Genomic DNA, 24,856 nt, shown 5'->3' on the forward strand with positions numbered 1-24,856 from the left:
AAACATCGATAGACATTTGGTTTTTTGTGCATTTTACGTTATTTTTTCCCAACAGTCGGGAGGAAACGCAGGAATGGACAGTTTCTGGAGCGTGCTGGGCGGGGCCTTTGCCCTTGTTTTCGCACTCGATCCGGATCTTTTGGAAATCATCGGCCTTTCCATGCGGGTCACGCTTACGGCTGTCCTGTTTGCCTGCCTGATCGGATTGCCTCTTGGCGCGGCAGTCGGCGCCTTCCGATTTCCGGGGCGCACTTTGCTGGCGGTGATCCTGAATGCCCTCATGGGCTTGCCCCCCGTTGTGGTTGGCCTGGTCGTCTATCTTCTTCTTTCCGCGTCAGGACCGCTTGGCCCGCTCCGCCTGCTCTACACTCCAGGCGCAATGATAATTGCCCAGATGATTATCGTGATGCCGATCGTCGCCGCCCTCACCCGTCAGGTTGTCGAGGACATTGATCGTGAATATGCAGAACAGTTCGCTTCGCTCGGTGTAGGCGCCCTGGACCGACTGCTGTCGCTCCTGTGGGACGCCCGCTACAGCCTTTTGACAGTGACCCTGGCCGGCTTCGGCCGTGCTGTCGCCGAAGTCGGTGCCGTCCTTATCGTCGGCGGCAACATCAATCATGTCACCCGCGTGATGACCACGACAATCGCGCTGGAAACCTCCAAGGGGAACCTGCAGCTTGCACTCGCACTTGGTGTCATTCTCCTGTTGATCGCATTTTCCGTGAATGCATGTGTCATGGCCCTGAGGGCCTCTGCCGTGAGAGCTGCCTATGCGTGACGCCATATTCGACATGCCCGCCGCTCCATCCGGCTATCGTCCGATTGCCAGGGATGAAATGCTCCTTGAAGCCAGCAACCTCGTCTTTGAAGCAGGTGGTCAACGGCTTTTGTGCGGCATCGATGTCTCGATCCGTAAAGGCGCACGCACACTCGTCATGGGCCCCAATGGCGCTGGAAAAAGCTTGCTCCTGCGGCTGCTCCACGGGCTGCTCAAACCAGCGCAAGGCGATGTTCTCTGGCAGGGCTCACCCCTGACGAAACAGGCAATGCGCGCGCAGGCGATGGTGTTCCAGCGCCCGGTTCTGCTGCGCCGCTCCGTCCTCGCAAATCTGAAGTTCGCCCTCTCCGTACGCGGTCTGCGCGGCGCCGAACGCGCCGAAAAAATCGACATGGCGCTGACTGCTGCCGGACTGTCTCATCTCGCCAAACAACCGGCGCGCGTTCTGTCCGGCGGAGAGCAGCAACGTCTTGCGGTTGTCCGGGCGCTCGCCTGCGAACCGGACATTCTGTTTCTGGACGAACCCACGGCAAATCTCGACCCGGCATCCACGGCAGCTATCGAAACCCTCATTCTGGAGGCAAATGCACGTGGCGTCACGATCGTGCTCGTCACCCATGATTCGGGACAGGCAAAACGACTGGGGCAAGACGTCATCTTCCTCCAGGACGGCTGCGTCGCCGAAGCAGGCCCGGCCAGCCAGGTCCTCGGTGCGCCGCGGAGCGAACCTGCCCGTGCCTGGCAAGACGGGCGGCTTTATCTCGGAGCCAACACCAGATCCATCAACGACCGTTCCAGGAGGACCTTTTGAACAGACGCTTTTTCACGGCAATCCTAGCAGCCGCCCTGATTGGGGGCGCAACCGTCCAGTCTGCGAGTGGGGAAGACAGGTTCATTGTCGTCCAGTCAACAACCTCAACCCAGAATTCCGGTCTGTTCGACGAAATCCTGCCGGAATTCCAGGAAAAGAGCGGAATTGAAGTCCGGGTCGTCGCCGTGGGAACCGGTCAGGCAATCAGGAATGCAGCCAACGGGGATGGTGATGTTCTCCTGGTGCACTCCAAACCGTCGGAAGAAAAATTCGTTACCGACGGCCTGGGCGTGTCCCGTGCAGATGTGATGTACAACGATTTCGTGATAGTCGGCCCCGATGCTGACCCGGCCGGCATTGCTGGTGGACGGGACGTTGTCGCAGCGCTGAAGGCAATTGCGAAAGGCGCGGCACCGTTTGCATCACGAGGTGACGACAGCGGCACGCACAAGGCGGAACTTCGTCTCTGGAAAGCAGCAGACATCGACGCGGGAGCGGAGTCCGGCAGCTGGTACCGCGAGACCGGTTCCGGAATGGGGGCGACACTGAACACCGGAATTGGCATGGATGCCTACATCATGACCGACCGCGCCACCTGGATCGCATTCGGCAACAAGGGCAGCCACCAAATTCTGGTCGAAGGTGACCCCAGGATGTTCAATCAGTACGGCGTGATCCTCGTCAATCCCAAAATCCATCCGCATGTGAAGGCGGAAATGGCACAGACCTTCATCGACTGGCTCTTGTCCAGGGAAGGCCAACAGGCCATCGCCGGCTACAAGGTCGACGGCCAGCAGCTGTTCTTTCCAAATGCGAATGACGGTTCGAGCTGAGTTGCAGAAAGCAGGGACGGTGTGCCGGGGCAACAGCAGTCTTTTTCGCTGATCGCCTGAAGCAGAAAAACCGGGCCGGGTCACACCAGATCCATTCGGTGATCCGGCTCCGGGATGACGTTGCACATGGTTTGGCCTGGGCGCGGCCAGGTTCGCACACGAGACTGTTATCGAGCTGTGATTGTTTGGAAACAAGAAGATACTGCATGGTGCTTCCCCAACATATTGGAGCGAAACATGCTGCACCGGCTCATTCCAGCGTTGCTGGCACTTGTTCTGGCAACTCCGTCAATGGCCGTTGTTCTTGGTGGTGAGATTGTCGACCAACGTGGCAACGGTAGATTTGTCCTGCTGGACACGAACGTGCCCTTCGATGTCGGCGCCGACAATTTCAATACCGACAATCTTTATGCCTTCGACGAGGACCAGAACATTCTCCTCACGGAACCGATCCGCGTCGACTTCGGTGGTGACAATGGCGTCATCGCGCAAGGCGAGACTGTTGCAAGTCACTATGTCTTCTTCGACAGCCTGGCCGGTGTTCACTACGGATACGTCGATTTCGATGCGCCGGTATTGGGGATTGCAGCCTTTCAGGACACGATGGCAGCGACCGATTTTCTCGCAAACAACAGCGTGAACTACATAAGCACGGAACTGCGGGGACTTGAGCCGGGAGACAGGGTATGGGTCGATGGGCAGGACCCGCATCGACTTTGGGTATTCTGGGCCGGCTCTTCACCTGGAGACTACATCCGGGTGTTCACCGAGAAATCCCTGGGCGCGATGATGTAGGCGCGGGTGCTCCTGAAATGCGCAATGCAACTTTTCGACAGGATTTCAAATCTGATATCACTCACCTCATGGCGGCTATTTCGGGGCCCCGTTTTGCCGTCTTACTCCCCAAGTCTCACCGACGAACTGGTTGCCTGTTCAGCACTGGAAAAGCCTGACCGTTCCAGGATCTGGTGGGCTCCTATCGCGATCACCACGATAGCGGCAAAAGCCGCGAACATCGCCTTCATTGTGTTTCTCCATTGGTTTCTTGTCCGGCCGTTGCCGCTTTCAGGTAGTCGACCAGGTCAATCCGGTCTCGCGGACGGGCGATGATCTGCATCGGCATTTTCGAACCGGGAATGAAATGATCCGGTCCGTCAAGAAACAGCTGATCAATGGTCTCTTCATTCCAGACAATATCAGATCCGGTGAGTGTTTCCGAGTAGGGATAGTCCGGCAGGGTTCCTGCCCGGCGGCCAAACACGGCGTGAAGCGTTGGACCGGCCTTGCGGCCTCCATCCGGGCTCAGTGCATGGCAGATGGAGCATTTGCGTGCAAACTGACGCTCACCATTGGTCATGTCTTCGGGTTTGCGCAGGAACTGGGGGGTCTCCTGCGCCATCGGATCGAATGCTCCCAAATCTTCGACCGGCCAGGAATAAACGATGTCCTCGATACCGCCGGCATGCAGCAATTCACCATCCTTCGAGAAGGCAAGCGCCCAGATCGGTCCCTTCAATGCCGCCTTGAAATCGGATTCGATGGACCAGGACTTCGTGTCGAATACGGTGATGTATCCATGTCCGTCACCTGTCGCCATCCTGCTACCGTCCGGACTGAGCGCCAGTGCGAGGATCGGACGGCGCTCCAGAGTGAAGTCATGCAGCCGTTCACCGGTTTCAATGTCAACGATGCGGGTCACGCCGTCCTGCGAGCCGTAGGCCACCCATGTCTCGTTGCTGTTGCCACCGCCAAGCACCATCACGTTGATGCCGAAGCCGTTGCGTTCAATGACACGCACTTCACTCTTTTTGGCAAAATCCCAAAGCTTGATCGACCCGTCGACGGAAGCGGAGTAAAGCCAGGCGCCGTCGGCTGAAAAGGCGACCTTGTTTACACCCGCGTTGTGCCCGCTCAGGAATGTCGGCTCGCCTCCTTCCACCGGCCAAAGCCCGATCCGCGAATCCCAGCTTGCACTGGCGATCGTCTTGCCATCAGGCGATATCGCCAGTCCCGTGACCTTGGCCGTATGGCCTTCCAGTCGTCTCCGCGAACCGTCGTCGAGACTCCACAGGATCAGATCATTGTCGTCGCCGGCAGAAACGATATGTTTCTCATCGACGAACCTGACGACCTTGACGGCTGCTGCATGGCCGTCGAACCAGCGCGGTTTCCGTCCTGCCCAGACCCCGACGGCATTGTCGAAGCTTGCTGTTGCAACGATGCCGTTTGTCGGCGACACGGAAATATCCATCACCGGACCGCCATGCCCTTTCAGGGTCTGGAACTCCGCTGCAGTTGCTGACGGTGCCAGGCTGAAGAAGGCAAGGCATGACAGATAGAGCGAGAAGCTCCACGCTCCTGTGGCAATTTTTCGGAAGCAGAAGACCTTCATTGACTACCTGCCCTATTCAGCAGGAACCGTATTTTTGTCCGGCGCTTTCGAACTTCGCTGCGCCTCTTCGACTTCCTTGACCCACAGGCCATGGTGTTCACGAGCCCATTGAAGCTCGACTTCACCGGACCCCATGGCGTCGTAAGCCCCCTCCATGCCGACCGACCCGATATAGATATGGGCCAGGATCATAGCAATCATGAGGAACGCAACGATCGAATGCCAAAGCTGCGCATATTGCATTTCCTCGTGCGGGGCGAGTTCGGTCGGCAGGGGTCCAAGTCCGACCAGTTGCGGCAGACCCAGAGCATTCAGCTTCTCGAACGTGACAGCGAACATCGGGAATTCGAACGGAAACAGCAGCGAGATGCCGGAAGCGGAGATCGACACACCGAGCACGATCACTCCCCAGAACACCAGCTTCTGTCCGAAATTGAATTTCCGTGCGGGCGGATGCACGCCTTTTTTCAAAAGCCCGCCGCCTACGGCAATCCATTTAAGATCCGTCTTGTTCGGAATGTTGTGCGCCACCCACATGACAAAGACCATGACGAGGCCCAGCATAAAGGCCCAGGACACATTGTTGTGGACCCATTTGGAGGCGAACGCGACCGGGCCGAACGCATCCTTGCCGATCAGCGGAATGATCGCGTATCGTCCAAACAGTGTGATCAGACCGGTGATTGCAAGCAGAATGAAGCTGCCGGCAAGCAACCAGTGCCCGAACCTTTCGATAGCCTTGAACCGGGTGATCGTATGGCCGGTTTTTTCCCCGTCGATCCGGATTCGGCCGCGCAGGAGGAAAAACAGCACCAGGAAGGCAAGCGTTCCCGCAAGGAGATAGGCGCCATAGGTCGCCAGCGGCCCCTTGCGCCAGGCAAGCCAGCGCATGCCGCCGTCCTGCATCAGCACGGTTGCCTCCTTGCCACCGGAAGAAACAGTAATATCGGCCGATCCGTAACGCAGTGCCCGCCAGAGCTCCGGATCGGACGCGCCGCCCAGAGTGCCGAGCTGCGAGGAGATTCCAGCCGCGGAGTTCGGATCGCCGGTCTCATTGCGCCGGAACCCGGTATCGACCTTTTCACCGCGTTGACGCTTCATGATGTCTTCGAGCGTCTGCGCTCCTCCGGTCGCGGAGCGGTCTACCGGTTGCTGACCTTGCGTCTGATCCTGAGCAATTCCCTGAACCAGAAACGCAAACAGCAGAACCACAGCCAGAGCCAAACGTTTCATGAAAGGACCCTCGAACAAATGCCGTTAAGGACAAACGGGGCGGCTGGATACCAATCGGATTGGTAAGCGCCGCCCCAGCTCTTTGTCATTTTGAATTACAACGGATCTGGCGATGCCGGGTTCACCCCGGCATCGCAGAATGATCCGTTGGTCAGCCGCCTCTCTGGCCGTAGGCAGAGCCCCAGCCCCAGGCGCCGGAGCCGAACCCGCGGGCGACGACACGCTCGCGGTAAATGGCTGAAACGACATCGCCGTCACCTGCCAAAAGGGCCTTGGTGGAGCACATTTCAGCGCAAAGCGGCAACTTGCCTTCCGCAATACGGTTTGCACCGTATTTGGCACGCTCGGCGGTCGAATTGTTTTCTTCCGGACCACCTGCACAGAAGGTGCATTTATCCATCTTGCCACGCGATCCGAAATTGCCCGCTTGCGGGAATTGCGGTGCGCCGAACGGACAGGCGTAAAAGCAGTAGCCGCAGCCAATGCACAGGTCCTTCGAGTGAAGAACCACGCCTTCTTCGGTCTGGTAGAAACAATCGACCGGGCACACCGCCATACACGGTGCATCCGAACAATGCATGCAGGCCACGGAAATCGACCGTTCGCCAGGCCGGCCATCATTGATGGTTACGACACGGCGGCGGTTGATCCCCCACGGCACCTCATTTTCGTTCTTACACGCCGTAACGCAGGCATTGCACTCAATGCAGCGTTCGGCGTCACAAAGGAACTTTGATCTTGCCATTGCGTATCCTCCTTACGCTGCCGAGATCTTGCAGAGAGTCGCTTTGGTCTCCTGCATCTGCGTCACCGAATCGTAGCCATAGGTTTGAGCAGTATTGGAGCTCTCACCAAGGACATACGGATCGGCCCCTTTCGGGTACTTCGACCGCTGGTCTTCGCCCTGGAAATGACCGCCGAAGTGGAACGGCATGAAGGCAACGCCTTCGCCGACCCGTTCGGTCACCATTGCCATGACCTTGACCTTGCCGCCTTCAGGACCTTCAACCCAGACCTGCGCACCATCGCGCACACCAAGATTGTTGGCGTCCCTCGGATTAATCTCGACGAACATGTCCTGCTGAAGTTCGGCGAGCCACGGATTGGACCGGGACTCGTCACCGCCACCCTCGTATTCCACAAGACGTCCCGAGGTCAGGATTATCGGGTAATCCTTCGAGAAGTCCTGTTTCTGGATCGAGGCATAGAGTGTCGGCAGACGATAGAACTTCCGATCCTCATAGGTCGGATAGTCTGCCACCAGATCCCGGCGGTTGGTATAGAGCGGCTCGCGGTGCAGCGGAACCGGATCCGGGAACGTCCACACGACGGCGCGTGCCTTGGCGTTGCCGAACGGTGCACAGCCATGCTTGATGGCCACCCTCTGGATACCGCCGGAAAGGTCGGTCTTCCAGTTGGTTTTCGGCCCGGCAACCGCCTCAATGGCAGCCCGCTCCTCATCGGTCAGGTCGCCGTCCCAGCCGAGATCCATCAGCATCTGCATGGTGAACTCGGGGTAGCCGTCCTGAATTTCCGCACCTGGGTTCGAAACACCGTCAGCGAGAAGATTGTCGCCATCACGTTCCACACCGAAACGGGCGCGGAAGCACAAACCGCCTTCTGCGACAGGCTTGGACATGTCGTAGAGGTTCGGAGTACCCGGATGTTTCATTTCCGGGGTTCCCCAGCACGGCCACGGCATGCCGTAATATTCGCCATCATTCGGGCCGCCGACCGCCTGAAGCGTCGTCCGGTCAAATGTGTGCTGGTTCGCCATGTGCGACTTGATCCGCTCCGGCGACTGGCCGGTATAGCCGATTGTCCACAGACCGCGATTGAGTTCGCGGGTGATGTCTTCGACATTCGGCGTTTCCGGATCTTCCATTTCGATATTGCGGAAGAGCCTGTCACCCCAGCCGAACTTGTTCGCAAACTTGGCCATGATGACTTCATCCGGCAGGCTTTCGAACAGCGGTTCAACCACCTTGTCACGCCATTGAAGAGACCGGTTCGAAGCGGTCACTGAACCGCGTGTTTCGAACTGCGTACAGGCCGGCAGCAGATAGACACCGTCGGTACGATCATGAAGAACGGCGGAGACCGTCGGATACGGGTCGATGACGACCAGAGTATCCAGCTTTTCCATGGCCGTTTTCATTTCCGTCATGCGGGTCTGCGAATTCGGTGCGTGGCCCCACAGGACCATTGCCCGAACCGCGTTCGGCTGATCGGTATTATCGGGATCTTCCAGAACACCGTCGATCCAGCGACTGACCGGAATACCAGTCAGGTTCTGAAGGCTTTTTTCCTTGCCGTCGGAACCTTTGACGGTGGCAAACTGACCCTTCAGCCAATCGGAGTCTTCTTCCCAGACACGCGCCCAATGGCCCCAGGCACCTGCACTCAGGCCGTAGTAGCCAGGCAATGTGTGGCTGAGCACGCCCAGATCCGTCGCACCCTGCACATTGTCGTGGCCGCGGAAAATGTTGGTGCCGCCGCCTGATGTACCCATGTTGCCGAGGGCAAGCTGGAGAACGCAGTATGCGCGAGTGTTGTTGTTACCGTTCGTGTGCTGGGTTCCACCCATGCACCAGATAACCGTGCCCGGACGATTGTTCGCCAGTGTCCGCGCAACGCGCTTCATCTGGCTGCCCGGAGTACCGGTAACCCGTTCGACTTCTTCCGGGTTCCACTTGGCAACTTCTTCACGGATCTGGTCCATGCCCCACACACGGGTGCGGATGAACTCCTTGTCCTCCCAGCCGTTGTCGAAGATGTGCCAGAGGATGCCCCAGACCAGGGCAACGTCCGTACCGGGACGGAAACGCACATATTCATCTGCATGCGCGGCCGTGCGGGTAAAGCGCGGATCGCAAACGATCACCGGAGCATTGTTCTGCTCCTTGGCACGCAGCAAATGCAGCAGTGAGACCGGATGAGCCTCTGCCGGATTGCCGCCGATGATGAAGATGGCCTTTGAATTGTGGATGTCGTTGTAGCTGTTGGTCATGGCGCCGTAGCCCCATGTGTTGGCTACGCCGGCAACCGTTGTCGAGTGACAGATACGCGCCTGGTGGTCGACGTTGTTCGTCCCCCAATAGGCCGCGAATTTGCGGAACAGGTAAGCCTGTTCGTTGTTGTGCTTGGCTGATCCGAGCCAGTAAACACTGTCAGGTCCGCTTTCCTCGCGGATCTGCATCATCTGGTCACCGATCTCGTTGATCGCCTCGTCCCAGCTGATTCTGGTCCACTCGCCACCGACCTTTTTCATCGGATACTTCAGCCGGCGCTCACCGTGTGCGTGCTCGCGCACTGCAGCGCCCTTGGCGCAATGGGCACCAAGATTGAATGGGCTGTCCCATCCCGGCTCCTGGCCGGTCCAGACACCATTCTTGACTTCGGCAATCACGGTACAGCCAACCGAACAGTGGGTGCAGACCGACTTTACGAGATTGACGGCATCGTCAGATGACTGAGCCTGGGCCTTGGTAACGGAACCACCCGTTGCGGTGATGGCAGCCAGGCCACCCGCGGCGACACCGGATCCCTTGAGGAATGTCCGGCGGTCTACCGATTTATGTGCAGTGTCTCTGAGGATACTTGCACCCTGGGGGCGTCGCGCGACCCCATTTGTCTTTTTCCTAAGCATATTGCCCTACCTTGCTTGTACCGAAATCGATACGGCTGGGTTGGATTTCAGCGAACCGGTCAGCGGGCGTCACGCAACCATAGACCGGGTGTGATACAGGGTCCGGTTAGAACCGGGCGCTGTCGAAGTATGCGCGTGTGTGCGCCGTGTCCTGCATTTTGCTGGACGTGGGATCAACTTCCGCTGCTTCAGCGGTTCCTGTTGCTGCTGTCGCAGCGACGGCAGCAGGAGCTGACAAAGCAGCCAGCTTCAGGAAATCCCGGCGGCCAGACCCACTTTTGGGCACCGCTTGATCGGGTTTTTTCATCGTTGCAATCCTCCTCTCCTTGCAGCGGCTGGCAGCCGCCTAAATTGCCAACGTGAACTCAATTGGGCAGCATGCCGAAACCTTCGGCCTCGATCTCCATGAATTGCCGCCCCAAAGCACCGACAGCTCCGTAAAAGACGGAACTCTTCGTTGCCTGAAGATCTGAGAAAAAGTGTATTGACCAAGGCTCGATATGCGCCTGAAAGAATATTTTCTGTTCCGCAACGGAAGTGACCGTTCCAAAGCGCCCGACAATCATGCCCGCCATCATTTCCATGAGGGACGCGATATGGTCTTCCGGTTCGCGCTTGCCTTCCGCGCGGCCGATCCCCCGGCTCGACATGTCACTACGCAGATTGGCGAGTGGTTTTTCGTTGAGGAACCCGGTGAGGTAGTGGCTCGCATAGGGCAGCAGTTCACCGCGCCCCAGACCGATAAAAAGAGCATTGAATTCGCGTTCGGCCGCTTCGGGAGACGTAACCGAGGCGATCTTCGCCAGAACGGTCAGTGCGCTACCGAGAGGTGTTTCATCACCACCAAGCTGAGAAACCTGACGCAATAGCGCAGCATTCGCCGGTTTGACCAGCAGCAATCCAATAAAATCATAGAGTTCCGATCGAGCCCGGTCTTCCGGATCGATTACGTATTCCGTCATCGCTGCGGACATCCGCGATGTTCCTCCCTCATGCGCGGTACTAGTTTCAACGTTTTACTGCTCCCCATATATTCGACTTTAGTACTAAGAGTAGTCGAATCGGAGACGCCTCCGCACATTTCGTGGTTCTGCGTCTATTGGAATTTCTTCCGTTTCTTGAATTTGCGTTGGGTTCGCGCGCATTTCGTCAGCCTGCACGACCTGATCAGCTTGCGTCAAATGCACAGATGCTTTTTCATTTTCAATATAATCATTGTGCAGTGCAGTATTTTCTTCTGGCTCTTCGCTGCTTGTCTTGTCGGCATCTGCCGGCAACGGATTTTCGTCGTTTGCGGCAAGAACATCAATTTCTTCGTCTTCGGCCTGCGCGAACTGATCCAGCATGCCTTTGCCGATCCGGTACACGGTCTGCATGTTCTCAACGACTGTCGCAGCATCCGTGAAGTCGTCGCCGTAGTCGACCAGCCCATCGAGATTGGCAAGGACCGGATTTATCCCCCAAAGTTTCCTGAGGGCTCGCCGCCGAAGCCGTTCTGGGACGGTTGCCGACAGAAATCCGGAAAAATCGTCTTCCTTCGTCAACGTGTCCGGATCGGGAAGCCCCAGCTCTTCCAGAATTTCCTGGTCGCTCTTCTGCTCCAGCTCGGCCCGCTCTTCCGCGGCGGCTTCTGCTTCCTTCTCCGCCAGTTCGGCCTGTTCCGCCTTGCGAACAGCCACTTTCCGCCTCGACCAGAAGTCGCCACCTGTTTCGTCGTGCCCACTCATTGCAAAGTGTCCTTGGGCTTTCGTCCCGGTGCCCGGTAAACATCGCTGATCTGGCGAATACGGGCGTCCCCGATCCCGTCTTCTTTGAGATCGATCCTCTTCTTGTCACGCTTGCGCTTGATGAAGATCTCGTCCTGGTGATGGAGTTCGACGAACTCGCGGATCCATGCAATCAGCCCCGGAGGCATGGGAACTTTCTCGACCATGACATCCGTCGTATCCGCATAGTCCTGTCCCTCGTAGGCCGATGCGGTCAGCAGCATCACGTCCATCGGCACGTCGCGCTCGACCTCGTCGGCCGGACGCATGATCACGTAAATGGACGGTACTTTGTCGGAAAGCGCGGTCAGGTAGGCTTCGGTATCAGTGCGGTGCAGTTCCAGGCTCAGCGTTGCAGCGTGATATTCGACCGCCTCGCCTTCTTTGCGCAGAACGGTCCAATCGGCAGCTTTGGCGCCGGGAAGCAGGGAAACGGGGCGCCAGCTCCATTTCTGCCATTTCGTAACACCGGGCAATCTTCTAACCACGACACCAACCGGCATCGCTCGCATTCTTTCGCCTGTCACTGCGGATTCTCCTCCCACCCGCGGGTCACAAATCGCTTTCGCGGATTTCCCTACATGCTGTAGCAAGCTGAATAAAATTCAAGCCCCGCAGAAGTCGAACTTGACCTGACACGACATCCGCCCTTGTTATGTGGGCTGGAACACCTGCATCCGGTGAGGAGAAAACGGAGCTGACGGTTCCCGGGAGAGGACGCGAACAATTATGAGTGACAGCAAGATTCTGCTGTGCGATTGCCGGAAAAGTCAGGCAATCGAGCCAGAACGGATTGAACAAACCACCGGATTATCCTGCTCGAAAATTCACACCGAACTCTGCCGCGCGGAAGCCGGAATTGCCGAAGAAGCGATTCGCGCGGGCAACGTTCTGATCGCCTGCGGTCAGGAACAGACTTTTTTCGAAGAGATCGCAGCCGACATCGACGCCGACGATCCGATCTTCGTCGACCTGCGCGATCGCGCCGGTTGGACTGCGAGCACAAACGCGCCGACCCCCAAGATGGCGGCGCTGATTGCAGACGCCCTGCTGCCGTTGCCGGCCGAAAAGGTTCTCGATGTCCAGTCCGCCGGAACCTGCATCATTCTTGGCGATGCGGAGGTTGCGCTTTCTGCTGCCGGTCATCTGAGTGACGCGTTGAGTGTCACGGTCGTGCTTGCACCGGACGCGGACTTGCCGGTCACGGACGACCGGCGTTTCGATATCGTCCGCGGCAGGGTCAAGGCGGCGACCGGCGCGCTCGGACAGTTCAGCCTGTCGTTTGAACAACTTCAGGAGCGCATTCCAGGAGGCCGGGGAACGTTCGGCTGGACGGAACCACGCAGTGGTGGCCGGACTGAATGCGACATTATTCTGGACCTCCGCAAGGCGGCGCAACCGCTCTTTCCGGCACCGGACAAGCGGGAAGGGTATCTGCGAACCGATCCCGGCAACACCGAGGCCCGCATAAAGGCCCTGCTCGAAGCCTCTCAGCTCACCGGCACATTCGAAAAACCGATCTACGTCAAGCTGAACGAACAGCTCTGTGTGCATTCGCGCGCTCAAAAGACCGGCTGCACACGTTGCCTCGATCTTTGCCCGACCGGAGCGATCTCTCCGGCAGGTGACCATGTCGTTGTCGACGCGATGACCTGCGCCGGATGCGGAAGTTGCTCTGCTGTCTGTCCATCCGGCGCAATTTCCTACGATGCACCGCCCGTGGAGCATATCTTTCAACGGATCCGGACACTTTCCTCCACATGGCGAAAACTGGATACCGGCAGTCCGCATCTTCTCGTGCACGACGGCAGTCACGGACTTGAATTGATCCGTCTCAGCGCTCGCTACGGCAAGGGTCTACCCTACGATGTGATCCCCCTGGAAATACAGGCGCTCGCCGGATTCGGTCATTCGGAGATGCTCTCAGCCCTGGCCAGCGGCTTCGGGTCGGTGACGCTGTTGTTGTCACCGGAAACGGAAAGGGACGGCCTTTCGTTCCAGTTGGAGCTGGCAAACGCGATTGCCCGGAACGATCAGGTCCGATCGATTGAGCCGACGGATCCGGACCAGCTTGAAGCATATCTTTACGAGGAAAGGCAGGTCGAGCCTGTCGCCCAGCCTATCCTGCCCATCGGGTCGCGCCGGCAGGTTACCCGTCTTGCGGCAAAGGCGCTGAATGACACGGATGAACCGATCGTGCTGCCGAAAGGCGCGCCTTACGGTGCAGTCGATCTGAACCTGAGCAGTTGCACACTTTGTCTGTCATGCGTCTCTCTGTGTCCTGCAGGTGCTCTGAAGGAAAATCCGGACAAGCCGCAGCTGCGTTTCCAGGAAGATGCCTGCCTGCAATGCGGGATCTGCGTAAATCTTTGCCCGGAAAGCGCCTTGTCTTTGGAGCCGCGCCTGAACCTTGCGGACGACGCGTTGACACCTGTTGTCCTCAAGGAGGAGGAGCCGTTCAATTGTGTCGAATGCGGCAAGCCGTTCGGTGTCCGCTCGATGGTGGAGCGAATGACCGAGAAACTCGCCGGCAAACATGGAATGTTCCAGGACAACAAGGCAGCCAAGCTCATTCAGATGTGCGACGACTGCCGTGTCAACGCGGTGTATCACTCGGAGAACAACCCATTCGCCATGGGCGAAAAACCAAAGGTACGCACCACCGAAGACTACATCAGCAAGCGGCGCGACCATTGAACCACGGAAATCAAGATCACTGGTACTGTATGGGTGCGCCGAGATCTGCCGGAGGGATCCTTGAAACGAAGGCCAGGATGGCATCAAGGTCGTCCAGCGTGAGTTCAAGCGGTGCTATTGGCGATGGCCGGCTGATATCGAACGGTTCCGTAACCCCTTCAACTTGGGTAAAGGATGGGTGCGGGTTGAGCACGAAAAACGCCTCAAATCGTACTTTCCAGTCAGAAAAACTGCGCATGACGGCAAACGACGGTGACGACCCGATCGTCGTCAACCGGGTTGCCTCATTGACCATGTGGCAGCGTCCGCAATGCAGAACCGCCAGTTTCTCGCCGAAGACGACATCACCGGAAACCGCCTCGGAAATATCTGCCTTCGGTTTTGCGACCGCCGCGGTGAAAAGCTGCGCGCCCCCCGATTTGAAGGCGTCTATTGTTTTTCTGCCTATATCGCCTGTTATCCAGTCTTCAAAACGGATGACAAACTCGTTCCCGGTATCGGTGACGGCAAAGTACCAGTCGCTTCCTATTCCCGAAAAAGCCGGCACCCCTTCGGAAGTTCTTGAGAAAGCGGCATCTGCAGCGGTATCTTCCGGAACGATTTCAATTCGGATACCGGTCTTGAGTGAAAACCGCGGCAGCAGATGTTTCAGGAAGCCCGACGCCACCAGGTCTTCCGGCGCACTCACGCGAAACGATTTTGCCGAAGCCATGCCTGACGGCAGCAGCCCGGCACCAAAAACCAGTCCGAACAGGACTACAAGAAAAAGACGACAGCACACGCGCTCCTCCCTCACGTTGCCGAAACCAGACGTTAGGGTACACGGGCACGGGCCGTCAATTCACACAACGCTTATTGGGAGGATAAAATGAGCGACGAATTCAACATGTCCATGCGCAAATTCCTGAAACAGGTCGGGGTCACCTCTCAGCAGGCTATTGAAGAAGCGGTCAGAAATGCGGGTCCATCGCAAGGCAAGAAGTACAGGATCAAGGCCGTCGTGACCATCGAGGAAATCGGTCTGGCGCACGAAGTCAACGGCGAGATCGAGGGGTAAACCGGTCGTGCCCCTGACGCGTGAAACCGTTCTGAATACACTGAAATCCGTCAAGGATCCGAACACCGGCGAGAACATCGTCGCCTCGGGCATGGTGCGCGCCCTCCAGATCGGAGACGGTACCATCCGTTTCGTGATGGAGATCGACGCAAGCCGCATGGGTGAGATGGAAGCGCTCAAGGCCGATGCCGAAAGCCGCCTGTCCGTCCTCGAAGGTTGTGGAAATGTCCAGATAATCCTGACAGCCCACTCCGAAACGGCGGCTGAAGCAGCAAAACCGAGCGAACCGACACCGATCAAACCGCGTCCGGCGCCACCAGGATCGTCCGGACCGCAAAAGGTGCCGGGCATCGACAGGATCATCGCTGTAGCCTCGGGAAAAGGCGGCGTCGGCAAATCGACGGTTGCTGCCAACCTCGCCTGTGCGCTGGCCGCCGAGGGCCGCAAGGTCGGTCTGCTCGATGCGGACGTTTACGGTCCGTCGCAGCCAAAGATGCTCGGCATATCCGGACGGCCGACATCTCCGGACGGCCAGATGATCCTGCCCCTCCGCAACCACGGCGTTACGATGATCTCCATCGGCCTGATGACGTCGGGCGACCAGGCTGTCGTCTGGCGCGGCCCCATGCTGATGGGTGCGCTGCAGCAGATGATGGGTCAAGTGCAATGGGGCGCCCTGGATGTGCTGATTGTCGACTTGCCGCCGGGCACCGGTGACGTCCAGATGACGCTCTGCCAGAAGTTCATTGTCGACGGTGCGATCATCGTATCGACACCGCAGGACGTTGCCCTTCTGGACGCCCGCAAGGGCATCGACATGTTCCAGCAGATGCAGGTCCCCATAATTGGCATGATTGAAAACATGTCGACGCATATCTGTTCCAGTTGCGGGCACGAGGAACACGTCTTCGGACATGGCGGCGTGGCGGCGGAAGCTGAAAAACTCGGCGTCCCGCTCCTGGCTGAAGTGCCGCTGCACCTGAACATCCGTCTCGCCGGAGACGGCGGAACGCCGATTGCCGTGCAGGCACCCGATGCACCCGAGGCGAACGTTTTCCGACAACTTGCCAGGACACTGGTTGCGGAGAGCCAGGCATGAGCGAACCGACTTTCCCACCATTGTTTCAGGGCGAAGCACTAACCGGTCAGGCCGATCCGTTCGAGCGCGCGCTCGCACTTGCCATTGCCGGAACAGACCCTGGAACCGTTGTCCATAATCTTACCGGCGACACGTTGCAGGCGAGCCTGATATTCGCGCCTGAGGTTCCGCTCGAAGAGGCCATGGCAATGTTGCCTGTATGCGGTCTCGGTTTTCAGGCCGCCCTCGGCGCACTGGCGCCTCCCGAAGTCGCGGTTCACCTGGAGTGGGATGGCACAATCCGTGTCAATGGCGCAGTCTGCGGCCGAATACGCATCAGGTCGTCGACAACCGATAGTGCAGAAACACCCGATTGGCTGATCGTTGGACTGGAGCTCAACATGTCGAGTTCGGAACCCGATCCCGGCATCACATCCGACAAGACCTGGCTTTGGGAAGAAGGTTGTGCCGAGATCACGGCTGAGGACTTGCTTGAAGCCTGGGTGCGTCACAGCCTTTACTGGATCAACCGATGGCTTGATGAAGGCCTGCGCCCGGTTCATGCGGACTGGCGCGGCCTGGTGCCGACGCTCGGGGAACCCGTGGAAATCGACGAACGCACGGGAACTTTCGTTGGTGTCGACGAGAATTTTGGCATGTTGCTCCGGGATGGAGACGAGACAATTCTCATCCCGCTTTCGAGCCGACTGGAGACCTAGGATCATGAAACTCGCCCGTGCCATTCACATGGATGACAGCGACCGCAACGTCTATTTCTCCCCGGCCCGGACAGGCGAATGGTGCCTTTCGGGCGGGTTTGAGTTTTCCGACTGGACCGAGGCAGACCTTGTCGGCAAGGCAAGGCAGGCTTTTGCCAATGGCTGGTTGGGTCTGGAAACCTTCGGTCGCGTGACCTTTGTTGCAATCACGCCGATCGAGGAGACGGAGTATTCAGATCTCGTCGATCGCCTCGCCCGGCACTTTGTCGACGTCTACGGCGCACCGTCTGTCGATGCCGCAAGGGGCGTTGCAGAAGACGAATTGCGCTACATGGCAGATCTTTGTTCCGAGCACGATGAGAACATGCTGTTGGCTGTTCACCGGGAACTCACGGATGAAGGCGTCAGGGAAAGTTACAGCGCCATCGAGGCCCCGGCAGCGGAACTTGACCTGGTGGCGATGCATGGGGATCTGGAGTGAAGCTCCGTTTCGGCGACACAGGATCCAATATCTGAGCGGCGATCGCGGCGAAAAGGAACTTGTCGCCGACATTTGTGAAGATTAATGTCCCGAAGAGAGGGCTAATTTTGACATTCGAATTCCACATCGTGGTGAGAGACAGACGCATGGACCGTTAAAGGCGTTCCAAATCGCCTGCCATGTGCCTCCGGTTCCAATCGGAGGCATTTTTTTTGAAAGATACATGAGTTGAAGACAAGGCATCGCACACCTCCGCATCTCGTCACGATCATCCTGCTGACGGCGTTTTCTCCGTTGTCGCTGAACATGTTCTTGCCGTCTCTGGGGCATATCGCCGAGGACCTGGAGACCAACTACGCGCTCGCAAGCATGGCTATCGCCGGCTATCTGGCGGTGACTGCAGTCATTCAATTGATCGCCGGCCCCCTTGCCGATCACTTTGGTAGGCGGCCTGTTCTGCTAGTCGCGCTGATAATCTTCAGCCTTTCCTCCATCATCTGCGCAACCGCGCAGGACATCTGGGTGTTTCTCTTTTTCCGGATGCTGCAGGGTGGCATTACCGCCGGTTACACGCTGTCTATGGCAATCGTCCGCGATACGCACGCACCTCAGAAGGCAGCGGGCCTCATCGGTTACATCAGCATGTGCATGGCCATCGCGCCGATGCTCGGTCCCGTTTTTGGCGGGCTCCTTGACACGGCCTTTGGGTGGCGCGCGAATTTCTATCTCTACGGAATATGCGGGGTCCTGCTGTTTGTGCTCTGCTGGTTTGATCTGGGAGAAACGAAACCCGACAGGCAGGATGACCAGCAGCCCATGGCGGCTGCGATTCTGGCCCTTATCAGTGAGTTTCGCTTCTGGGCCTATGCTCTTTGCACAATGTTCACCGTCGGCGCCTTCTATATCTTTCTGGCCGGGGCGCCGCTGGTCGCTACCACGTCCTTCGGCGTGACGACAGCCGAACTTGGATTTCTGATCGGGAGCATCACGGTCGGGTTTTCCGCCGGTGGTTTCCTGGCCGGCAGGTTTTCCTCAAGACTGTCGCTACCCGCGATGATGCTGGTCGGGCGCGTCACCGCATGCATCGGCCTCGTGGTCGGCCTGACGGTTTTCCTTGTTGGTTCGGCGTCCCCGATTGCCTTTTTCGCAAGCACGATCTTTGTCGGGATCGGAAATGGTCTCACCATTCCAGGCAGCAATTCCGGTGCGATGTCCATTCGTCCGGACCTTGCCGGCAGCGCCGCCGGACTTGTCGGAGCCCTCACCCTCGGCGGTGGTGCCGCGCTGACCAGCCTTGCAGGCATCGCCATCGGCCAGGGAGAGCAGCCTGTCACCGTACTGATCCTCATGCTCGCCAGTTCCGCGCTTGGGCTATTGTTTGCCTTTGCCGCCCTGGTACTGGAGCGGAGGCAAGGTTGAAAATTTAACGGAAATAGCTCGTTCTGGGATGGCAGCCGCGCAGTGGAACAGGCCCCTGTCGCACCTCAAGGAGACTTGGAACAAAACCTGATTTCCTACAAAATTGGGTAAGGTCAATCGGCAACAAATTCGAAATTGCGCTGTTTGCCGCCGACTTTCAAATTCATGAACAGGAATCGAGACATGCCGAGTATTGAACTGACGCGCCGGACACTGCTTGGTTCCGCCAGTGCCACAACATTCGGTTTGCTGCCATACGCAACTGCCGCCAGAGCGTTGTCACCGGCCCAGACTTCGGGTGTCGACGTACCGCAAGGACAAATCGAAAGGGCTGTTGGTGAACTCGATCGGATCATAGCAAACGTGATGGAACGCAGTGGTGTTCCGGGGATTGCGGTTGCGGTGGTTCATGGAGGTAGTACCGTCTATGCAAGAGGTTTCGGTGTCCGCGAAATCGGCTCGGCCGACGAGATCACAGCGGATACCGCCTTCCAGATCGCTTCCTTGTCGAAATCCGTCGGTGCGACTGTGGTGGCCACGCAGGTCAGCAGAGGGATCGTTTCCTGGGACAGCCGGATGCGGGATCTTTTGCCATGGTTTTCATTGTCTGATCCGGATCGCACCGAAAAATTGACGATTGGCGACCTCTACAGTCATCGCTCGGGCCTGCCGGACCATGCCGGTGACGACCTGGAAGACCTCGGCTTCGATCGAACCACCATTTTGGAGCGGCTCAGGCTTTTGCCACTCAGCCCCTTCCGTATTTCCTATGCCTATACCAATTTCGGCCTTACCGCCGCCGCTGAAGCGGTCGCGCAGGCAGCAGGCACCGACTGGGAAAACCTGTCTGCGGAAATGCTTTACCAGCCACTCGGCATGATCAACACAAGTTCGCGTTTCGACGATTTCATGGCTTCGAACAATCGCGCCACTCCACACACGCGTACAGACAACGGGTTTGCCGCATTGCTGCAGCGCGATCCCGATCCGGAATCACCGGCAGGCGGCGTCAGTTCAACTGTCGACGATCTTGCAAAATGGCTAAAGCTGATCTTGGCGAACGGGACATCTGACGGAAAACAGATATTCACTCAGGAAGCGTTGCTGCCTGCAATCAGCCCGCAGAGCATTTCCGGCCGGCCCCATGCGCCAGATGCTCGTGCGAGCTTTTACGGTTATGGCTTCGGTGTTGGCGTCGGAGCGTCCGGCCGGGTTGTCATAAGCCATTCCGGAGCCTTCCTCATGGGAACCGGCACCAATTTCTCGATGATCCCTTCCCTTGATCTCGCTATCGTGGTCCTGACGAATGCGTCCCCGGTGGGAGCTGCCGAAGCCATTTCCGCTTCCTTTAATGACATTGCCCAGTTCGGACACGAGACCCGCGACTGGTATGCGGGTTATTCGGGGATATTCGAAAGCTTTTTCGTCAAGCGCGGAAGAACCGTTGGCCACATGCCCCCTGCGGGAGCAGCAGCTCCACTGCCCGCTGCAACTTGCACAGGAACCTATTCCAATCCCTATTTCGGCACGGTTGAGGTGCGGGAAGACGGCGATGATCTGGTCCTTGCGGCAGGTCCGGAACCGCAACTCTACCCGCTCCACCCCTGGGACGGCGCCGTCATGGTATTCGACTTCGTCACCGAAAACGCGCCGATAGGCTCCCGCTCGACACTGACTTTCGGCGACATCACCGGTAGCCTTGCCCAAACTGTTGAAGTGGAGCTTTTCGCGGAAACAGAACCGGCGTTATTCACACGCGTCTAAGGAACAAGGCGGCTTACCGCCTTGTTCCTTTTTTCTGCTTTTTCCAGAACGGCTCGATGTCACCGGCCATGATGCAGCCGAACGGATTGATATAGTCCTCGATCTCAGCCAGATCGTATTTCTTGATCTGGGCGACCACCGCATCGGCTTTCTTGTAGCCGGACGGCAGTTCGGAGACATCGATCTTTTCCTCGAAGAAACGGATGTCGAGACCTTCCGTTTCTTCCTTGAGCATCTCGTCCGGTGTCTTGCCAAGCGAACGGCGCTTGTGCTCCGAACGCGAATAGTTGCGCCCCGCACCATGAGGCGAGAACCCGAGCGCATGACCGGCATCCTTGCCGCGTACAACCAGAACCGGCTCGGCCATGTTCAGCGGGATCAGGGTCAGACCCGTTGCATCTGCTGCATACCCGTCCCAGGCCGGGGTCGCCCCCTTGCCGTGGTAGAAAAGGCCGTCACGCTCGAACACGAAGTTGTGCTCGTTCCACAAGCGGTCCGAATGGCTCGCACCGCTCGCCTCGACGGTCGCCTGATGCAGCGCATTATGGTTGGCCTTGGTCCATTTGCGGATCAGCTGCAACGCTTCCCAATAGGCCTTCCCTTCCTCGCTTTCCGACGGGATCCAGGCGTTCTGCTTCAAGGTCTTCGGTGACAGCTTCCTTCGATACTTCTCCGCAATATTCATGCCGATCTTGTAGAGCAGCGCACCCGGACCGCGCGACCCGTGATGGGTTACCATCGCCGTCTTGCCGGTGTTCCTGGAAACGCCGACAAACAGGAAGTGGTTGCCGTCGCCCTGGGTTCCCAGATGCTCATGTGCCGAACGCAGGATCTTCGGGTTGTTCAGGAACCGGTTCTCGCGGAACTGGTCGTAAAGGTCCATGGACATGGTGAAGCGCTTGCCGTTGGCACGCCCGCCCCCTCCGAAATGCGTCACCGAATGCGCCGCATCCAGAACCGCTTTCGGATCGGCGTCCTCAAACTCCGTCATCATCACCGAGCAGCAGATATCGGCGCTGTGCATTCCCGGGTGGATCGCGCCGCGGGCCGCCACCACACCGCCGACCGGAATGGTTCCGAGCGGACCGGCCGGACAGGCATCCGGCATGATCGCACCTGCCTCGATTGTCGGCGTGCGCATCAGTTCGGTCATGTGATGCTTGACCGCTTTCAGGTTGGCCTCTTCGTCTTCGCCTTCCGCGTCCAGATTGACGTGAAACGGCTTTGCTCCGGAGGCAGCCAGCGGCAGAACCGGGTCCGGCTTGTAGCTTTCCAGCATCTGCCGTACCGCGTCCAGAGATGCGCCGTCCTCAAGCGCGGCTTGTCCGTCGCGGAGCGCAGCCCCGAAGGCCTTGCCTTCAACGTGCCCCCACGCGGTCAGCATTGCACTGGTCAGTTCTGTTGTTTCCGTTTCGATCGTCATCATCTTCTTCCTTCATATCCGCCTGGCGGCAAACGTGTCGCAGAGTTTCGTCAGAAACGAACTCCTGCTGGCATCCGCCAGGCTGCGCGGGGCAAGGTTTGGCAAGAGTGTCTTTCCGCCACCGGATTGCACCGGGCCAGACTTGAACTGGCACGGGAAGCGCTGCGCGCCTCCCCTCCCGGCCAGGCCGGGAGGCGTCTGCCTGTAATCCTGCCGGCATCCCCGAATTCGCGGCAGAGCCGCAATCAAGTTACCGTATCAAATTCCAAGGTCCCGTCAGGGCGACGAGAAGAATGCGAACCACGTTTGTATCTCGCAATGCGAGACCTGCTAAACCACTCAGCTACGTGCCTGTTTCCCGGTCACGGCGGGAGTCGAACCCGCGTACGATGGAGGCTCGCACAGCATCCGCCCTGATCGGATTTTCTGATGCGGCTTCCTGCTCTTGGCCGTCGCCGCAACCTATCGTTTGCTCTCTGTTTCAGTGGTGATCCGAATTCGGACCAGTCGGGAAGTCGTCCGGTCAGGGCGACAAGGTGGGTGCAAAACGTTCCTGCTCTATCCGTTGAGCTACGCTGCATCAGATGGTTGCAGCGGCGGGATTCGAACCCGCAACCTGGCGATTCATAGTCGATGTAGTTCTGCAGGCATTCGCCCTGACCGATTGAAACTTGCGGCGGCAAGTTGGTGATGAAATTGGCTCCGTTGCCTTTCCTCGTTAGACGACATCGCGACTTCGCGAAGGCGTGGCTCGACCCACGCATTTCCGGAGGTAACAGTGTAATTCCATCGGCATCCGCCTCATTCAAAAATCTCTGGAAAAACCAGGCGACAAAGGTGAAGAAACCCGGGAGTCCCGCTCGAGCCTGAGAGCGCATGCTTGATCAACCTGCGCTCAAGAGAGCGCAGACAAGTTGATCGGCTTTTAAAGACCGATCAGCTTATGGACATTCCATCGGTTCCGATTGAGTGTCCGCTGATCCGGAGGGGAGTCAAACCCGCTCGGACTTTGTTCCCATTGTTGGAGCCAATGTAGTTCCCTCGGCATTCGCCTGGTCTTCCGGCGACCATGGCAGGCAGTGTGCCCGCCATGGTCCAAATCGTCAGGTCAGATCGATCGCTTCGATCTCGCCGACCCATTGGTCTACGTTCATCGTGCCTTTGGCAAAGGCCGCGATCTGGTCGAACACCGCATCGGAGAAACCTCCGATGTTGAGGATATCCGGCCGCGACCTGGCCTGGCTCGTGCCGTAGGGCGCGATATCGATGCACACCAGCTTGGCATCCGGGTTGCGCCGTTTCAGCGTCTCCCATTCGCGCATCACACCGGTCCCGCGACCCTGCTGGACGCCTGCCCAGGACTGGTTGTCCGAGACCAGGATCACCAGGTCCGGTGCCCGGCGTTTTTCGTTCAGCCACGCCAGCGGTGCCGCGCAGTTCGTCCCGCCACCCCACTGCTCCGTGAGCTTTTGGGCGTTGGTCAGAATCGTGTCTCGCGCCACCAGCTTCACCGGCCGGACGTTGACCTCGAACGGCAGGACCGTGGCCCCGCGGTTACGCCGCAAGACGGCTGCGGACACCAGGGCAGCAACATCGACGCAGCGCGTTACCGTCGTCGCCCCTTTCCTGTATCCGGTCACCGGGGAGACCATGGAGCCGGAGACGTCCGGGCACACAACAACCTGTCCCTTGAAGGCCGGCACGTTGGCGACCGAGATCTCCATGGCTTCATGCATCGCCTCGCGGATTTCGGACGGCATGTCCTCTGACAGCGCCTGAAAACCCGTGAGCAGCTGATACGGGAAGGCACGTGCCTTCCTGATCCGCTTCGGATCCTTCAGGATATCCGCAACCATGCGAACCGCCGGTGCCTTTTCGAACCGTTTGCCTTCGAAAACGCCGTGGCGCAGGAAGGTGTTCAAGTTCATGCGCACCATGTTCCAGCTCCCGCGTTCCGCCAACATCGTCCAGTCTTCCCTGGCGAGCTGCAGATGCGTCAGCATCTGGAAGGGAACGTCGGGCACTTCGCGGCCGTTCGGATTCTCCAGGAAGGCTACATAATCGCGGACCTGCGCCGGGAGCTTCTCGACATCGCACGGCTTGCCGATCAACCAGGCGAACAGAGCGGCACGCTCGGCATCACGCGGCTTCGGGTGCACCATCTTGATGACATCGGCAAGCGATGGATCATTGCCGATATTTGCCTGCAGCAACTGGTAGTCCGTTGCCGCATTCAACCATCCGCGCACCAGTGCTTTCGGCCTGGTGCCGAGCGACTTGCGGCCGGTCTGCCCGGAACGCAGGATCTGCACGAAGTTACGCAGCATCCTGCCATCGGTCACGACATACGGAAATGCCTTGGCCAGCAGAACCGGATCACGGGATGCCAGTACCGCCAGCAACAGCGCCGGCAGATCTTTCATCTTGCCTTTCTGGCGAGCATAGACGGCTGTCTTAGCCAGGAAGGCATCCGGAACCGCCGCCGCCGTTTCCAGAACGGCCTTCAGTTCAAGATCGGCGGACTGGTAGAACGTGTCGCCGATGGAACCCGTTGCGGCCAGCTGAGCCAGCTTGTGACGGTCTTCGTAGGTGTAGGCTTTTCCACCCGCCAGGTTCCGGGCACCGGCCTTGCCGGAAGTGCGTCCACGCTGTGATGCAAACAGAGATTTGTTCGCCATTGTCTCGCTCCTCAAATCCTTGCCCTGGAAGGCGTTGGTGTTCGTGTCTGTGTTGAGAAGGAGATTGCCGTTTCG

23 protein-coding genes are annotated in these 24,856 nt (G+C 58.3%); 11 read left to right on the forward strand and 12 right to left on the reverse strand.

Annotated features, from left to right (window positions below; genetic code table 11):
• Nucleotides 1–73: 73 nt before the first annotated feature.
• The 4 genes from ACO6TI_RS31810 to ACO6TI_RS31825 all read left to right on the forward strand — a co-directional run bounded on the left by ACO6TI_RS31810 (nucleotide 74) and on the right by ACO6TI_RS31825 (nucleotide 3,220).
• Nucleotides 74–781 (forward strand): ABC transporter permease, encoded by a 708-nt coding sequence (locus tag ACO6TI_RS31810; RefSeq protein ID WP_055113493.1) that lies wholly within the window; start codon nucleotides 74–76, stop codon nucleotides 779–781.
• Nucleotides 774–1,592, forward strand: coding sequence for an ATP-binding cassette domain-containing protein (locus ACO6TI_RS31815; protein ID WP_422384094.1), 819 nt, complete (start codon nucleotides 774–776; stop codon nucleotides 1,590–1,592). The genes ACO6TI_RS31810 and ACO6TI_RS31815 overlap by 8 nt, the downstream gene beginning before the upstream one ends.
• Nucleotides 1,589–2,425, forward strand: coding sequence for a substrate-binding domain-containing protein (locus tag ACO6TI_RS31820; RefSeq protein ID WP_422384095.1), 837 nt, complete (start codon nucleotides 1,589–1,591; stop codon nucleotides 2,423–2,425). The genes ACO6TI_RS31815 and ACO6TI_RS31820 overlap by 4 nt, the downstream gene beginning before the upstream one ends.
• A gap of 237 nt (nucleotides 2,426–2,662) precedes the next feature.
• Nucleotides 2,663–3,220 carry a hypothetical protein gene (locus ACO6TI_RS31825; RefSeq protein ID WP_055113499.1) on the forward strand — a complete coding sequence of 186 codons (558 nt, stop codon included), beginning with the start codon at nucleotides 2,663–2,665 and terminating at the stop codon, nucleotides 3,218–3,220.
• A gap of 101 nt (nucleotides 3,221–3,321) precedes the next feature.
• On the opposite strand, the gene ACO6TI_RS31830 is transcribed toward ACO6TI_RS31825, so the two are convergent.
• The 9 genes from ACO6TI_RS31830 to ACO6TI_RS31870 all read right to left on the reverse strand — a co-directional run bounded on the left by ACO6TI_RS31830 (nucleotide 3,322) and on the right by ACO6TI_RS31870 (nucleotide 11,992).
• Nucleotides 3,322–3,450: a hypothetical protein gene (locus ACO6TI_RS31830; protein WP_268873263.1), complete on the reverse strand. Its 129-nt coding sequence runs from the start codon at nucleotides 3,448–3,450 to the stop codon at nucleotides 3,322–3,324.
• Nucleotides 3,447–4,817, reverse strand: a complete 1,371-nt coding sequence (locus ACO6TI_RS31835; RefSeq protein ID WP_422384096.1) for a c-type cytochrome — start codon at nucleotides 4,815–4,817, stop codon at nucleotides 3,447–3,449. Before ACO6TI_RS31835 ends, ACO6TI_RS31830 begins: the two co-directional genes overlap by 4 nt.
• A 12-nt stretch (nucleotides 4,818–4,829) precedes the next feature.
• Entirely contained in the window at nucleotides 4,830–6,050 is a 1,221-nt protein-coding gene (locus tag ACO6TI_RS31840) for a formate dehydrogenase subunit gamma (RefSeq protein WP_104704912.1), read from the reverse strand.
• 151 nt (nucleotides 6,051–6,201) lie between these two features.
• Nucleotides 6,202–6,795, reverse strand: coding sequence for a formate dehydrogenase FDH3 subunit beta (gene fdh3B, locus ACO6TI_RS31845; RefSeq protein ID WP_029064789.1), 594 nt, complete (start codon nucleotides 6,793–6,795; stop codon nucleotides 6,202–6,204).
• Between the two features lie 12 nt (nucleotides 6,796–6,807).
• Complete coding sequence (locus ACO6TI_RS31850) at nucleotides 6,808–9,699, reverse strand: molybdopterin-dependent oxidoreductase (RefSeq protein ID WP_055113503.1); 2,892 nt, start codon at nucleotides 9,697–9,699, stop codon at nucleotides 6,808–6,810.
• 106 nt (nucleotides 9,700–9,805) lie between these two features.
• Nucleotides 9,806–10,006 carry a hypothetical protein gene (locus ACO6TI_RS31855; protein WP_055113505.1) on the reverse strand — a complete coding sequence of 67 codons (201 nt, stop codon included), beginning with the start codon at nucleotides 10,004–10,006 and terminating at the stop codon, nucleotides 9,806–9,808.
• A 58-nt stretch (nucleotides 10,007–10,064) separates the two neighbouring features.
• Entirely contained in the window at nucleotides 10,065–10,661 is a 597-nt protein-coding gene (locus ACO6TI_RS31860) for a molecular chaperone TorD family protein (protein ID WP_209004623.1), read from the reverse strand.
• Between the two features lie 84 nt (nucleotides 10,662–10,745).
• Nucleotides 10,746–11,426, reverse strand: a complete 681-nt coding sequence (locus ACO6TI_RS31865) for a DUF3306 domain-containing protein (RefSeq protein WP_422384097.1) — start codon at nucleotides 11,424–11,426, stop codon at nucleotides 10,746–10,748.
• Nucleotides 11,423–11,992, reverse strand: coding sequence for a DUF3305 domain-containing protein (locus ACO6TI_RS31870; protein ID WP_208992584.1), 570 nt, complete (start codon nucleotides 11,990–11,992; stop codon nucleotides 11,423–11,425). Before ACO6TI_RS31870 ends, ACO6TI_RS31865 begins: the two co-directional genes overlap by 4 nt.
• Nucleotides 11,993–12,194: 202 nt before the next feature.
• On the opposite strand from ACO6TI_RS31870, the gene ACO6TI_RS31875 reads away from it, so the two are divergent.
• Nucleotides 12,195–14,162, forward strand: coding sequence for a 4Fe-4S binding protein (locus ACO6TI_RS31875; protein WP_422384098.1), 1,968 nt, complete (start codon nucleotides 12,195–12,197; stop codon nucleotides 14,160–14,162).
• A 16-nt stretch (nucleotides 14,163–14,178) separates the two neighbouring features.
• Here ACO6TI_RS31875 and ACO6TI_RS31880 read toward each other — a convergent pair whose 3' ends face one another.
• The gene (locus tag ACO6TI_RS31880) at nucleotides 14,179–14,943 is read right to left on the reverse strand and encodes a hypothetical protein (protein ID WP_208992585.1); all 765 of its coding nucleotides are present in this window, start codon (nucleotides 14,941–14,943) and stop codon (nucleotides 14,179–14,181) included.
• Nucleotides 14,944–15,030: 87 nt separating this feature from the next.
• Here ACO6TI_RS31880 and ACO6TI_RS31885 point away from each other — a divergent pair, with 87 nt between their 5' ends.
• From ACO6TI_RS31885 to ACO6TI_RS31910, 6 genes are all read left to right on the forward strand, one after another.
• Nucleotides 15,031–15,219: a DUF6494 family protein gene (locus tag ACO6TI_RS31885; RefSeq protein ID WP_055113514.1), complete on the forward strand. Its 189-nt coding sequence runs from the start codon at nucleotides 15,031–15,033 to the stop codon at nucleotides 15,217–15,219.
• Nucleotides 15,220–15,226: 7 nt separating this feature from the next.
• Nucleotides 15,227–16,318: an Mrp/NBP35 family ATP-binding protein gene (locus tag ACO6TI_RS31890; protein ID WP_108875016.1), complete on the forward strand. Its 1,092-nt coding sequence runs from the start codon at nucleotides 15,227–15,229 to the stop codon at nucleotides 16,316–16,318.
• The gene (locus ACO6TI_RS31895) at nucleotides 16,315–17,016 is read left to right on the forward strand and encodes a biotin/lipoate--protein ligase family protein (protein WP_108875017.1); all 702 of its coding nucleotides are present in this window, start codon (nucleotides 16,315–16,317) and stop codon (nucleotides 17,014–17,016) included. The genes ACO6TI_RS31890 and ACO6TI_RS31895 overlap by 4 nt, the downstream gene beginning before the upstream one ends.
• A gap of 4 nt (nucleotides 17,017–17,020) precedes the next feature.
• On the forward strand, nucleotides 17,021–17,497 hold the full coding sequence (locus tag ACO6TI_RS31900; RefSeq protein WP_196896795.1) for a DUF6505 family protein: 477 nt from the start codon (nucleotides 17,021–17,023) through the stop codon (nucleotides 17,495–17,497).
• Nucleotides 17,498–17,725: 228 nt separating this feature from the next.
• Nucleotides 17,726–18,916, forward strand: coding sequence for a multidrug effflux MFS transporter (locus ACO6TI_RS31905; protein WP_422384099.1), 1,191 nt, complete (start codon nucleotides 17,726–17,728; stop codon nucleotides 18,914–18,916).
• 183 nt (nucleotides 18,917–19,099) lie between these two features.
• Nucleotides 19,100–20,680, forward strand: coding sequence for a serine hydrolase (locus ACO6TI_RS31910; protein WP_422384100.1), 1,581 nt, complete (start codon nucleotides 19,100–19,102; stop codon nucleotides 20,678–20,680).
• A gap of 13 nt (nucleotides 20,681–20,693) precedes the next feature.
• Here ACO6TI_RS31910 and ACO6TI_RS31915 read toward each other — a convergent pair whose 3' ends face one another.
• Both ACO6TI_RS31915 and ACO6TI_RS31920 read right to left on the reverse strand, forming a co-directional pair.
• Complete coding sequence (locus ACO6TI_RS31915) at nucleotides 20,694–22,103, reverse strand: RtcB family protein (RefSeq protein ID WP_422385354.1); 1,410 nt, start codon at nucleotides 22,101–22,103, stop codon at nucleotides 20,694–20,696.
• 1,103 nt (nucleotides 22,104–23,206) lie between these two features.
• Complete coding sequence (locus ACO6TI_RS31920; RefSeq protein WP_197000769.1) at nucleotides 23,207–24,781, reverse strand: RNA-binding protein; 1,575 nt, start codon at nucleotides 24,779–24,781, stop codon at nucleotides 23,207–23,209.
• Between the last annotated feature and the right edge of the window lie 75 nt (nucleotides 24,782–24,856).

Origin of the sequence: Roseibium album (assembly GCF_965233825.1) — a bacterium.
Taxonomy (GTDB): domain Bacteria; phylum Pseudomonadota; class Alphaproteobacteria; order Rhizobiales; family Stappiaceae; genus Roseibium; species Roseibium album.